The organism is Polaromonas naphthalenivorans CJ2, assembly GCF_000015505.1.
Lineage (GTDB): Bacteria > Pseudomonadota > Gammaproteobacteria > Burkholderiales > Burkholderiaceae_C > Polaromonas > Polaromonas naphthalenivorans.
Genome location: NC_008781.1, coordinates 3,784,331 through 3,796,806 on the forward strand (window position 1 = coordinate 3,784,331; position 12,476 = coordinate 3,796,806).

Here is a 12,476-nt window from a genome sequence, read left to right on the forward strand (position 1 = left end):
TTTTTAATAGCTGCTGGCGCATGACGAGCATGCGCCAGCGCCTGTTTTCTTATAAATTCTTGCGGCTGGGGCAGCCAGCGCCGCGCAGCGGCCCACGACACGCAAATCCTGGCGTATGCTGCGATGCATGAACGACAAAATCAACCAGTTGCTGTCACAGATGGCCGCGCTTGAAGCCGAACTGCGCACGGCGGTTCACCAGCAGGAAAGCCGGGTGTTCTTCCAGATCAAGGGCAAGCGCGTCGAGTTTGAAAAGTCCGCCCGGGACGCGCACCGCAAGCTCAAGACCGGCGTGCTGCGCTGGCTGGTAAAAGACCGGCCGCAGAACCTGATCACCGGGCCGCTGATCTACGGCATGATCTTTCCGCTCCTGATGCTCGACGCCTGCGTGAGCTTGTACCAGTGGGTCTGCTTTCCGATCTACGGCATTGCCCGCGTGCGGCGCGGCGACTACCTGGTGTTTGACCGGCGGCACCTGGGCTACCTCAATGCCATCGAGAAATTCCACTGCACCTACTGCGAATACGGCAACGGCCTGATGGCCTACATGACGGAAATCCTGGCCCGCACCGAGCAGTATTTTTGCCCCATCAAGCACGCGCACAAGATTCTGGGCACGCATGCGCGCTACAACCGCTTCCTGGAATACGGCGAGGCCGAGGCTTATGAAGCCAGGCTCGAAGAGTTCCGGGTGGCGCTGGGCAAGGAAGTGAAATAAGCTGCCACATCACGCCTCACGCCTGAGCGCCACGGGAATCCCCTTTCCACGGGAAGGTGATTCCGCCGATTTGTGTTTAATTCAGTGTTGAATCGCGTGTTACCGACCTTTAAAACCAACCACGTCAGGGATGCTTATGGACCAGCCAATTCACCCATTCAGCGAACTCTTTGCGCAGCTCGGCCTGCCTGCCGACGAGTCGTCCATCAGGCAGTTCATCGCATCGCATGCTCCACTGAGAAGCGACATTGACCTGGCGGACGCCCCGTTCTGGACCGAGTCCCAGGCGGTGTTCCTGAAAGAAGAAAAACTCGAAGATGCCGACTGGGCAGAGCTGGTCGATCAGCTGAACCTGGCGCTTCGCGGTTAGGCCGATTTTCCGCTCACGAATCCGCCTCGAAACCAGCCCGTGCCGAATGCGCCTGAAGCCTGCGGCCTGAGCGCCGCCGAGGCCGCACGGCGGCTGGCCGCTGACGGCGCCAACCTGCTGCCCGGCAGCGCGCCCAAGTCCAATGCCGCCATCGTGTTAACGGTGGTGACGGAGCCTATGTTTTTGATGCTGCTGGCCGCTGGCGGCATTTACCTGGCGCTGGGCGACCCGGCCGAGGCGCTGTTTTTGCTCGGTTTCGTGTTCGTCGTCATCGGCATCACGCTGGTGCAGGAGCGCAAGACGCAGCGGGCGCTCGAATCGCTGCGCGAGCTGTCGGCGCCGCGCGCGCTGGTCATGCGCGATGGGCAGGAGCAGCGCATTCCGGGCGCCGGCGTGGTGCGCGGCGATGTGCTGGTGCTGCACGAGGGCGACCGCATCGCCGCCGATGCCCGGCTTTTCGAGGGCCAGCTGGAGGTGGACGAATCGCTGCTGACCGGCGAATCGGTGCCGGTGGCCAAGCTGCCCGACACAGCGGCCAGCGTGGGGGCCGGCGGCCGCAGCGCCGGGCCGCCCCAAGCAAGGCCAGCCCCCTCGGGGGGCAGCGCAGCACACGCAGTGGCAAGCGTGGGGGCGCTTTACGCCAGCACCGTGGTCACGCGGGGCGTCGGCCTGGCTGAAGTGCAGGCCACGGCCGGTGCCACCGCCGTGGGCCGCATCGGCGCCGATCTGGCCAGGACCACCGAGCCGCCGTCGGCCCTGCAGCGCGCCTCGCGCCAGCTGGTGCGCCGGCTGGGCGCGGCGGCCCTGCTGCTGGCCGGCGCGCAGGTGCTGCTGGGCTGGTGGTGGAACGGGCGGCCGCTGCTGGAAAGCCTGCTGTCCGGCATCGCGCTGGCCATGGCCATATTGCCGGAGGAAATCCCGGTCATCCTGACGGTGTTCCTGGCGCTGGGCGCCTGGCGCATCTCGAAACAAAAAGTGCTGACCCGGCGCATGTCGGCGGTCGAGGCGCTGGGCGCCATCACCGTGCTGGCGGTGGACAAGACCGGCACGCTGACCATGAACCGCATGGAAGTCGCCGAACTGGACACCGGCAGCGCCCGCTTCACGCCCGAAAAGGCCAGCGAACTGCCCGAAGCATTCCACCTGCTGGCCGAATTCGCCATGCTGGCCACGCCGGGCGACCCGTTCGACCCGATGGAAAAAGCCATCCAGCGCTTCGGCCACGGCTGGCTGGCCGGCACCGAGCATGTGCATGACGGCCGCGAACCGGAGTTTGAATACGCGCTGTCGGGCGAGATCCTGGCGATGACGCGGGTGTTCGCCAGCAGCGCGCCGACGCAGCATCTGCTGGCCACCAAGGGCGCGCCCGAAGCCGTGGCCGACCTGTGCCACCTGCCCGCCGCCCGGCGCGAAGCCATCCGCGCCCAGGTCGAGGCCATGGCCGGGCGCGGCCTGCGTGTGCTGGGCGTGGCGCGCGGGCGCTGGAGTGGCGCGCCCGCCGCGCCCGATGCCGCACCCCTCTGGCCGCGCAGCCAGCACGATTTCGATTTCGAATTCCTCGGCCTGCTAGGGCTGGCCGACCCGCCGCGCCCGGAAGTTCCGGCGGCGCTGGCCGAATGCCGGCGCGCCGGGGTGCGCGTCATCATGCTGACCGGCGACCACCCGGCCACGGCCCGCGCCATCGCCCGCCAGGTCGGCCTGTCGGAGCGGCCCGAGGTCATCACCGGCGACCAAATCGCCGCGCTGGACGATGCGGCATTGCGCGAGCGGCTGCGCCACGCGGACCTGTGCGCGCGCCTGCAGCCGGCGCACAAGCTGCGCCTGGTGCAGGCGCTGCGGGCCGGCGGCGAGGTGGTGGCGATGACCGGCGACGGCGTCAATGACGCGCCCGCGCTGAAGGCCGCCGACATCGGCATCGCCATGGGCGAGCGCGGCACCGACGTGGCCAGGGAAGCGGCCGCGCTGGTGCTGCTCGACGACAGCTTTGCGCGCATCGTCGCCGCCATCCGGCAGGGCCGGCGCATCGACGACAACCTGCGCAAGGCCACGCGCTTCACCTTTGCCGTGCATGTGCCGGTCATCGCGCTGGCGCTGGTGCCGACGCTGCTGCAGTGGCCGGTGCTCTTGATGCCGGTGCACATGGTGCTGCTGCAGCTGCTGATCGACCCGGCCTGCTCGGTTGTTTTTGAAGCCGACCCGGAAAGCCCCGGCCTGATGGAGCGCGCGCCGCGCCCGGTGTCGGATTCGCCCTTTGGCGTGGCGCCGCTGGGCCACGCGGTGCTGCAGGGCCTGGGCGTTGCCGGACTGCTGCTGGCCGGCTATGCGTGGCTGGCCGCGCAGGGCTGGAGCGCGCCCCAAGCCCGCAGCGTGGTGTTCTGCACCCTGATGCTCAGCGTGATGCTGCTGATCCTGGCGAACCGCGACCTGCGGCGTTCAGCCCTGCTGGGCATGACAAACGCCAACCCGCTGCTGTGGCGCATGGCCGTCGCCATGTTCGGGCTGCTGGCAGCGGTCTTGTACCTGCCCTGGCTGCGCCGGCTGATGGGCCTGGAGCTGCCCGGCCTGGCCGGTCTTGCGGCCGGCGCCGGGCTGCTGGCGCTGTGCGCCGTCTGGCTGGAGCTGGTGCGGCTGGCCGGCGGACCGAGGCAATGAACCCCGTGGCGGCCTCTTGCAGTTGCCGCACTGTTACCTCAATTACCTGAAAACGCGTCATGGCGCGGCAAGCCCGACAGGCGATAGCCCTACCATGGCTGATGCCGCTTTTTAACCGCGAGGAGCTTCTTTCATGAACGACGTTCAAACGACCGCGCAGACCCTCATTCCCCGGGATCTGGACAAGCCGCTGCATACCCAGCTGGCGCGCTTTACCCACGGCGTGTCGCCCGCGTCCCTGGCCGGCGCCTACCTGGACTGGCTGACCCATCTGGCGCTGTCGCCCGGCAAACAGCAGGAGTTGCTGGTCAAGGCCGTTGAAAAAGAGCTGCGCATCGCCTGGCATGCCTTCCTGGGTCCGTTTGACCATTGCAAGCCGTGCATTGAACCGCTGCCGCAGGACCGGCGGTTTAGCGCGCCCGAATGGCAGGAATGGCCGTTCAACCTGATTTACCAGTCCTTCCTGCTGCACCAGCAGTGGTGGCACAACGCCGCCAGCGGCGTGCCCGGCGTGACGGCCCACCACGAGCATGTGGTGACCTTTGCCACGCGCCAGTTGCTGGACATCGTGTCGCCGTCGAACTTTCTCCTGACGAACCCCGAAGTGCAGGCCGCCACGCTCAAAAGCGGCGGCATGAACCTGGTGCAAGGCGCGCAAAACTTCATCAAGGAATCGCTTCGGCTGGCCGCCGGCCGGCCCCTGCCCGGCACCGAGAATTTCCGGCCCGGCAAGGAAGTGGCCGTGACGCCCGGCAAGGTGGTGTTTCGCAACCACCTGATCGAGCTGATCCAGTACCGTCCGCAGACCGACACCGTGTTTGCCGAGCCGCTGCTGATCGTGCCGTCGTGGATCATGAAGTACTACATCCTGGACCTGTCGCCCGGCAACTCGCTGGTGAAATACCTGGTCGAAAAGGGCCACACCGTGTTCATCCTGTCCTGGAAAAACCCCAGCTCCAGGGACCGCCACCTGGGCATGGACGACTACCTGAAGGCCGGCGTGATGGCCGCCATCGACGCGGTCAGCAGCATCGTGCCGGGCCAGAAAATCCAGGCCATCGGCTACTGCCTGGGCGGCACGCTGCTGGGCATTGCCGCCGCCTACATGGCCCGCCACCATGACGAGCGCCTGAAAAGCCTGACCCTGCTGGCCTCAGAACTCGACTTTGAAGACCCCGGCGAGCTGGGCCTGTTCATTGACGAAAGCCAGCTGTCCTTCCTGAACGACGCGATGGCCAACAAGGGCTACCTGGACGGCAAGCAGATGGCCGGCGCGTTTGCCCTGCTCAATTCGCGCGACCTGGTGTGGTCGCGCATGGTGCACGACTACCTGATGGGGGGCAAGCACCCGGTCAACGACCTGATTGCCTGGAACCTGGACGCCACCCGCATGCCCTACCGCCAGCACAGCGAATACCTGCGCCACCTCTACCTCAAGAACGACCTGGCCGAGGGCCATTACCTGGTCGATGGCAAACCGATAGCCCTGTCCGACATCTGGATACCGATTTTTGCGCTGGGCACCCGGCGCGACACCGTCTCGCCCTGGCATGCGGTGTACAAGACTCATTTGCTCGTTCCGGCCGAGGTGACGTTTTGCCTGAGCAGCGGCGGCCACAACGTGGGCGTGGTCAACCCGCCCGGCGAGGGGGTCAAGCGAAGCTACCAGATCGCCACCCGCAAGGCCGGCGCGCGCTATATCGACCCCGACACCTGGCAGGCCAGCATGCCCGAGCATGAAGGCTCCTGGTGGCCGGCGCTGGAGCACTGGCTGCGCCGGCACTCCGGCGAGCGCGTGGCCCCGCCCGCGATGGGCAACGCGGCAGGCGGCTACCCGGTGCTGCAGGATGCGCCCGGCCGCTATGTGCTGGTGCCCTGATCAGGCCAGCGGGGAAATCATTCAGACGTCACACCGGATGCGTAACATCGGGGCATGAACACTGCCATCACCCCCGAAACCACCCCGCGCGCCCTGCCCATCCTGGCCGGCAAGAAAGGCCTGATCGTCGGCATTGCCAACGACCAGAGCATCGCCTACGGCTGCGCGCAGGCCATGCAGGAACTGGGCGCCACGCTGGCCATCACCTACTTCAACGCCAAGGCCGAGCCGCATGTGCGCCCGCTGGCCGCGCAGTTCGGCGCCGACATCATCGTGCCGCTCGACGTGGAGCAGCCCGGCCAGCTCGAAGCGGTGTTTGCGCAGATCGAGCAGCGCTGGGGCAAACTGGACTTCGTGCTGCACGCAATCGCCTTTGCGCCGGCGGCCGACCTGCACGGCCGCATCGTTGACAGCAGCGCCGAGGGCTTTTCCCGCGCCATGGATGTGTCGTGCCATTCGTTCATCCGCATGGCCAGGCTGGCCGAGCCGCTGATGACGCAGGGCGGCACGCTGGTCACGATGAGCTACTACGGCGCGCAAAAGGTCATCGACCACTACGGCATCATGGGGCCGGTCAAGGCCGCGCTTGAAGCCACGGTGCGCTACCTGGCCGCCGAACTCGGCCCCGCCGGCATCCGCGTGCATGCGGTGTCGCCCGGCCCGATCAAGACGCGGGCGGCATCGGGCATCGGGGATTTCGAGCAATTGCTGGACGATGCCGCGAGCCGCGCACCCCAGCACCAGCTGGTGACCATCGCCGACGTCGGCGCCGTCACCGCCATGCTGTGCAGCGACGCAGCCCGCGCGCTGACCGGCAACGTCACCTATGTCGATGCCGGCTACCACGTCATGGGCTAAGCTGCCCGCACCCTCACAACAACAAAGGCTAGCCATGGATTCGCTCAGCACCCAGCCCGGCCCGTCAGCCGATTTTCTTGAAAACCATCCCTTCGCCGGGATTCGCGTGGGCGACGGCGCGAGCCTGGTGCGCCAGGTGACGGAGCGCGACATCCAGCTGTTTGCCGCCGTCTCGGGCGATGTGAACCCGGCGCATGTCGATGCGCTGTATGCCAAGACCAGCCACTTCCACGAAATCATCGCCCACGGCATGCTGGGCGGCTCCTTGATCTCGACCGTGCTGGGCACGCAGTTTCCCGGCCCGGGAACGATTTATCTGGGCCAGACGCTCAAGTTCCTCAAGCCGGTGCACATCGGCGACACCTTGACCGTGACGGTCACGGTCAGCGCGCTGAAGGCCGCCAACCGCCAGGTGTGGCTGGACACGCGCTGCGTCGATCAGGACGGCGATGTGGTGATTGACGGCCAGGCCCATGTGATTGCGCCGGCCGACAGCCTGCGCATTTTGCGCACCGACCTGCCCGAACCGCTGATGGCCGACAGGAACCTGCGCTACGACCAGCTGCTCAACGCCGCCAAGAGCCTGCCCCGCATCAAAATGGGCGTGGTCCATCCGTGCAGCCGTGAGGCGCTCGAAGGCGCGCTGGACGCCGACCGGCTGGGCCTGATCCAGGCCATCCTGATCGGACCCGAGCCGCGCATCCGCAGCCTGGCCGGCGAATGCGGATTCGACCTGAGCGGCTTTTCGATTGTCGATGTGCCGCACAGCCATGCGGCGGCCGCCAAGGCGGTCGAGCTGGCCCGGGCCGGCGAAGTCGAGGCGCTGATGAAGGGCAGCCTGCACAGCGACGAGCTGCTGTGCGCGGTGGTCAACAGCCAGACCGGCCTGCGCACCGGGCGCCGCGTCAGCCATGTGTTCGTGCTCGACGTGCCGCGCTACCCCAAGCCGCTCTTGATCACCGACGCCGCCATCAACGTCGCGCCCGACTTTGACGCCAAGGTCGATATCGTGCAAAACGCCATCGACCTGGCGCATGCGCTGGGCATAGCCCGGCCCAAGGTGGCGATTTTGTCGGCGGTGGAAACCGTTAGCCCCAAACTGCGCTCGTCGATGGACGCCGCCGCGCTGTCAAAAATGGCCGACCGGGGCCAGATCACCGGCGGCCTGGTCGATGGCCCGCTGGCCTTTGACAACGCCGTGTCGCTGGCCGCCGCCAAGACCAAGGGCATCCATTCCGAGGTGGCCGGCGACGCCGACATCCTGGTGGTGCCCGACCTGGAATCGGGCAACATGCTGGCCAAGCAGCTCGAATACCTGGGCGGCGCGCAGGCCGCCGGGCTGGTGATGGGCGCCAAGGTGCCCATCGTGCTGACCAGCCGGGCCGACTCGGCGCATTCGCGCATCGCCTCGTGCGCCATCGCCCTGTTGCTTATCGCCCACCGGCTCAGGGCGCTGGCAGAACCGGCATGAAGCAGGCGCTGCTGGTCATCAACTCGGGCTCGTCCAGCGTCAAGTTTGCCGCCTACGACGTGGCCCGGCCCGATTCGGCCCTGGCGCGCATCGCCAACGGCAGGATCGAAGGCATAGGCGGCAAGCCGCGCCTGCTGGTGTGGGGGCAGGACGGCGCGCTGCTCGAAGACAGTCGCATCAGCGTGTCGGCCGACCCGGTGCTGGGGCCGGAAGAGGCGTTTGAAGCGCTGTTCGACTGGCTGGGCCGGCACGCGGCCGGCCGCACGCTGCTGGCCGTGGGCCACCGGGTGGTGCATGGCGGCGAGCGGTTTGCGCGGCCGGCGCGGGTCACGCCGGAGATCTTGGCGCAGCTCGATGGCTTCACGCCGCTGGCGCCGCTGCACCAGCCGCACAACCTGTCGGCCATCCGGGCGATTGCCAGCCTGCTGCCCGAGCTGGCGCAGGTCGCCTGCTTCGACACCGAATTCCACGCCACCCAGCCGTGGGTGGCGCAGGCCTGCGCGCTGCCGCGCCACATCACCGAGGCCGGCGTGAAGCGCTACGGCTTTCACGGCCTGTCGTATGAATACATCGCCAGCGTCTTGCCCGGCCATCTGGGCGCGGCGGCGAATGGCCGCGTCGTCGTCGCGCACCTGGGCAACGGCGCGAGCCTGTGCGCCATGCAGGACCGGCGCAGCGTCGCCTCGACCATGGGATTCACCGCGCTCGACGGCCTGATGATGGGCACGCGCTGCGGCAGCCTGGACCCGGGCGTGGTGCTGTACCTGATGAGCGGGCTGGGCATGAGCGTTCAGGCGGTTGAAAAGCTGCTGTACGAGCAGTCGGGCCTGCTCGGCGTGTCGGGCATTTCGGGCGACATGCGCACGGTGGAGGCCAGCGATACGCCCGAGGCACGGCAGGCGATTGAGCTGTATGTGTACCGCGTGGGCCAGCAACTCGGCAGCCTGGCCGCGCCGCTGGGCGGGCTCGATGCGCTGGTTTTCACCGCCGGCATTGGCGAGAACAGTGCCAGCCTGCGGCGCAGGGTTTGCGAGGATGCGGCGTGGCTGGGCGTGGCGCTGGACGAGGACGCCAACCAGGCGCAGGCATCCGGCCCACGCTGCATCAGCACGCCGGGCAGCCGAGTGGCGGTGTGGGTCATTCCGACGAACGAGGAGTTGATGATTGCCCGGCACACCCAGGCGGTGCTGCAGGGGCGCGGGGCGCACGACTGGCGCGCGGACGGCATGTAACGCTACGTGGTGGCGCCGGCACCTGAAGCCACTATTAATTTAATAGCTGTCTGTGCTTATGGATAGTGCGCAAAAGGACTTTTTTGCTTGAAAAATGGTCACTGCCCAGCCCCACCGCCCGCTCAGGGCAGCGGCGGCACTTCCGGCCGAGCCACAGTTGCCGGCCCGGCCAGCTCGGCCCGCATCAGCGGCAAATGCTGCGGCCAGTCGCGCTGCATGCAATCGACCAGCGCCTCGCGCACCTTGCAGCGCAAATCCCAGTTCAGGCTCGAATTGTTCGAGGTCACCAGCACGCGCAGCTGCATGCTGCGCTCGCCCGCCTCGACCACCTGCAGCAGGCACAGCCGCTTGTCCCACTCGGAGGCAAGCTCGCAGGCGCGCTGGGCAGCTTCGCGCAGCGGCGCCAGCGGCATGCGGTAGTCCACCCAGATGAACACCGTGCCGATGATCTGCGCGTTCTTGCGCGTCCAGTTCTGAAACGGGTTTTCAATGAACCACTGCAGCGGAATGATCATCCGCCGCTCGTCCCAGATCTTCAGCACCACGTAGGTGCCGGTGATTTCCTCGACCCGGCCCCACTCGTTCTGGATGATCAGCACGTCATCGATGCGAAACGGCTGCGCCAGCGCAATCTGCAGCCCGGCGATCAGGTTGCTGAAAATCGGCCGCGCGGCAATGCCGGCCACCAGCCCGACCACGCCGGCCGACGCCAGCAGGCTGGCGCCAATCTGGCGCGCGCCCGGAAAGGTCATCAGCATCAGGGCCAGCCCGGCCAGCAAGATGACGAACATCGCGGTGCGCGACAGCATGCGCGTCTGGGTATGGATGCGGCGCGCGTTCAGGTTGTCCTCGACATCGACCGGGTGCAGGCCGATCACGCCCTGCGCCACGCCGCGCGCCGCGCGCAGGCCCAGCCAGGTCAGGCCGGTCAGCAGCAGCAGGACATTGACATGGCGCACGCCGGCAATCAGCGGAAAGCTGTCGGGCGCGATTTGCCAGACGGCCTGCAGCGCGATCAGCGGTAGCAGCAGCAGCGCCGGTGTCTGGCAATGCTGCGCCGTGCGGTAGGCCACCGGCATGGAGCGCGTCAGGCGCAGCACCACGGTCGCGCTCACGCGGTACACCAGCAGGGCCAGCAGCACGCAGATTCCAGCCGCCAGCAGGATGCGCAGCGCCGAATCGTCGGCCCACGAGATCAGCGCGCGCAGTTCAGGGAAACTCCGGCTCATGCCCGGCCCTAACCCGCCGCGCGCGGCCTGACCTTGGACGCCGCCAGCCGGGCATGCGTGCGCGCCACGTCCACATCGGCGTCAAACGCCAGCGCCACGCCCATGCGGCGCTTGACAAAACTCTCGGGCTTGCCGAACAGGCGGATGTCGGTGTTCGGCACGCGCAGCGCATCGGCCACGCCGTCGAACACGATGCCCGCCGCATCGACGCCGCCATAAATCACGGCGCTGGCGCCCGGGCTCTTGAGCGCGGTATCGACCGGCAGGCCCAGAATCGCCCGCGCATGCAGTTCGAACTCGTTTTGCCACTGCGTGCACAGCGTCACCATGCCGGTGTCGTGCGGGCGCGGGCTGACTTCGCTGAACCAGACCTCGTCGCCCTTCACGAACAGCTCGACGCCGAACACGCCCTGCCCACTCAGGTTGTCGGTCACGGCCCGGGCAATCTCGTGGCTCTTTTCGAGCGCCGCCGGGCGCATCGGGTGCGGCTGCCAGCTTTCCACATAGTCGCCGCTGACCTGCAGGTGGCCAATCGGCTCGCAAAAATGCGTTTCCACCTGGCCATCAGCACCCAACGCACGCACCGTCAGCAGCGTGATTTCATACTCAAAATCAACAAAGCCTTCGACGATCACGCGGCCACGGCTCACGCGCCCGCCGGCCATCGCGTGGTCCCAGGCCGGCGCCACGTCCTTGGGCAAGGCGATCTTGCTCTGGCCCTTGCCCGACGAACTCATCACCGGCTTGACGACGCAGGGGTAGCCGATTTTTGAATCAATCGCGGTCTGCAGTTCTTCGAGCGAATCGCAGAACACATACGGGCTGGTCGGCAGCGCCAGCGTTTCGGCGGCCAGGCGGCGAATGCCCTCGCGGTCCATGGTCAGGCGCGCGGCCCGGGCCGTGGGAATCACGCGCACCGTGCCAGCGGCTTCGAGTTCTTCGAGCATGCCGGTGGCAATCGCCTCGATCTCGGGCACCACCAGGTCGGGCTTTTCCTGTTCAATCAAGGCCTTGAGCTGCGCCGGGTCGCTCATGGTGATGGTGCGCGCGTGGTGCGCGACCTGCTGGCCGGGCGCGTTCTCGTAGCGGTCAACGGCGATGGTTTCCACGCCCAGGCGCTGCAGCGCGATCAGCACCTCCTTGCCCAGCTCGCCGGAGCCGAGCAGCATGACTTTGGTGGCGTGGGGAGACAAGGGGGTTCCGAAGGTGGTCATGGTGCAAGAGGATAAAGAGTGAAAAAAACCGGCCCCGGTCAACAGCCGGACGCGCCGGCTTGCGGCTGGCAGCTACTGTACTTCACTGAAGTGAAGCCGCCAGGAATGGGCACGGCGCGCGTCAAACGACCGATTGCGGCGCCACGGCGTCGCGCGGATGTGTAGCATCGGCAAGTCATTTCAACCTGGGATTTTTCCATGAAAAAACGCCATTTCCTGAACGCCTCCCTGGCCGGCGCGGTGGCCATGCCTTCCTGGGCCGCGGCCCAAGGCAGCCGCCGGGCCCCGGCAGGCCCGACGCTGCTGACGGTCAGCGGCCGCATCGGCGCGGGCAACCGTGGCCCGCTGGACCCGGCGCTCGACCAGATGATGGCCAAGCAAAAAATCATGTTCGACAAGGCGCAGGTGTTTGACTTTGCCGCCATCACCGCCCTGCCGGCCGTCACCATCCAGCCGACGCTCGAATACGACGGCAAGCCGCATTCGCTCAAGGGGCCGCTGCTGCTGGACGTGATGAAGGCCTGCGGCGTGAAGGCGGGCGACAAGACCATGCTGTTCCTGCGCGCCGTCGATGGCTACGCGGCGCAGGTTTCCGCCGCCGATGCGGGCAAATACCGCTTCATCGTGGCGACGCACCTTGACGGCCAGCCGATGGCGCTGGGTGGACTCGGTCCGCTGTGGGGCGTCTATGATGCCGACCGCTTTCCCGACATGGCGGCCAAACCCCTGCCCGCGCGCTTTGCCAACTGCCCCTGGGCCACCTACCACATCGAGGTCAGGGAAGGCTAAGCCTGGAAAACGCTAGGGAACGCAGCGAGGGAACGCCTCGAACTCATGCGTGCGCCACGCCTGA

At 67.1% G+C, this 12,476-nt stretch carries 10 protein-coding genes; 8 read left to right on the top strand and 2 right to left on the bottom strand.

Going from position 1 to position 12,476, the window contains the following annotated elements; translation table 11 throughout:
- The first annotated feature begins 127 nt into the window (after positions 1–127).
- The 7 genes from PNAP_RS17780 (at position 128) to PNAP_RS17810 (ending at position 9,180) form a co-directional block, all read left to right on the top strand.
- Positions 128–718: a hypothetical protein gene (locus tag PNAP_RS17780; RefSeq protein WP_041376794.1), complete on the top strand. Its 591-nt coding sequence runs from the start codon at positions 128–130 to the stop codon at positions 716–718.
- Positions 719–854: 136 nt separating this feature from the next.
- A complete protein-coding gene (locus PNAP_RS17785) occupies positions 855–1,088 on the top strand; it encodes a DUF2789 domain-containing protein (protein ID WP_011802930.1) in 234 nt (77 codons plus the stop codon).
- Between the two features lie 39 nt (positions 1,089–1,127).
- Positions 1,128–3,740 carry a cation-translocating P-type ATPase gene (locus tag PNAP_RS17790; RefSeq protein WP_011802931.1) on the top strand — a complete coding sequence of 871 codons (2,613 nt, stop codon included), beginning with the start codon at positions 1,128–1,130 and terminating at the stop codon, positions 3,738–3,740.
- A 133-nt stretch (positions 3,741–3,873) separates the two neighbouring features.
- Positions 3,874–5,619 (top strand): PHA/PHB synthase family protein, encoded by a 1,746-nt coding sequence (locus PNAP_RS17795; protein WP_011802932.1) that lies wholly within the window; start codon positions 3,874–3,876, stop codon positions 5,617–5,619.
- Positions 5,620–5,673: 54 nt separating this feature from the next.
- Positions 5,674–6,477, top strand: coding sequence for an enoyl-ACP reductase FabI (gene fabI, locus PNAP_RS17800; RefSeq protein ID WP_011802933.1), 804 nt, complete (start codon positions 5,674–5,676; stop codon positions 6,475–6,477).
- Positions 6,478–6,511: 34 nt separating this feature from the next.
- The gene (locus PNAP_RS17805; RefSeq protein WP_041376795.1) at positions 6,512–7,948 is read left to right on the top strand and encodes a bifunctional enoyl-CoA hydratase/phosphate acetyltransferase; all 1,437 of its coding nucleotides are present in this window, start codon (positions 6,512–6,514) and stop codon (positions 7,946–7,948) included.
- The gene (locus PNAP_RS17810) at positions 7,945–9,180 is read left to right on the top strand and encodes an acetate/propionate family kinase (RefSeq protein WP_011802935.1); all 1,236 of its coding nucleotides are present in this window, start codon (positions 7,945–7,947) and stop codon (positions 9,178–9,180) included. The genes PNAP_RS17805 and PNAP_RS17810 overlap by 4 nt, the downstream gene beginning before the upstream one ends.
- A 122-nt stretch (positions 9,181–9,302) precedes the next feature.
- On the opposite strand, the gene PNAP_RS17815 is transcribed toward PNAP_RS17810, so the two are convergent.
- Positions 9,303–10,409, bottom strand: a complete 1,107-nt coding sequence (locus tag PNAP_RS17815; protein WP_011802936.1) for a mechanosensitive ion channel family protein — start codon at positions 10,407–10,409, stop codon at positions 9,303–9,305.
- Positions 10,410–10,417: 8 nt separating this feature from the next.
- Positions 10,418–11,623 carry a formate-dependent phosphoribosylglycinamide formyltransferase gene (gene purT / locus PNAP_RS17820; RefSeq protein ID WP_011802937.1) on the bottom strand — a complete coding sequence of 402 codons (1,206 nt, stop codon included), beginning with the start codon at positions 11,621–11,623 and terminating at the stop codon, positions 10,418–10,420.
- Positions 11,624–11,821: 198 nt separating this feature from the next.
- On the opposite strand from purT, the gene PNAP_RS17825 reads away from it, so the two are divergent.
- Positions 11,822–12,412 (top strand): molybdopterin-dependent oxidoreductase, encoded by a 591-nt coding sequence (locus tag PNAP_RS17825; protein WP_011802938.1) that lies wholly within the window; start codon positions 11,822–11,824, stop codon positions 12,410–12,412.
- The last annotated feature ends 64 nt before the right edge of the window (positions 12,413–12,476 follow it).

Coding starts and splice junctions, on each gene's coding strand:
- PNAP_RS17780 (WP_041376794.1), top strand. CDS start 128: ATGAACGACAAAATCAACCAGTTGCTGTCACAGATGGCCGCGCTTGAA.
- PNAP_RS17785 (WP_011802930.1), top strand. CDS start 855: ATGGACCAGCCAATTCACCCATTCAGCGAACTCTTTGCGCAGCTCGGC.
- PNAP_RS17795 (WP_011802932.1), top strand. CDS start 3,874: ATGAACGACGTTCAAACGACCGCGCAGACCCTCATTCCCCGGGATCTG.
- fabI (WP_011802933.1), top strand. CDS start 5,674: ATGAACACTGCCATCACCCCCGAAACCACCCCGCGCGCCCTGCCCATC.
- PNAP_RS17805 (WP_041376795.1), top strand. CDS start 6,512: ATGGATTCGCTCAGCACCCAGCCCGGCCCGTCAGCCGATTTTCTTGAA.
- PNAP_RS17810 (WP_011802935.1), top strand. CDS start 7,945: ATGAAGCAGGCGCTGCTGGTCATCAACTCGGGCTCGTCCAGCGTCAAG.
- PNAP_RS17815 (WP_011802936.1), bottom strand. CDS start 10,409: ATGAGCCGGAGTTTCCCTGAACTGCGCGCGCTGATCTCGTGGGCCGAC.
- purT (WP_011802937.1), bottom strand. CDS start 11,623: ATGACCACCTTCGGAACCCCCTTGTCTCCCCACGCCACCAAAGTCATG.
- PNAP_RS17825 (WP_011802938.1), top strand. CDS start 11,822: ATGAAAAAACGCCATTTCCTGAACGCCTCCCTGGCCGGCGCGGTGGCC.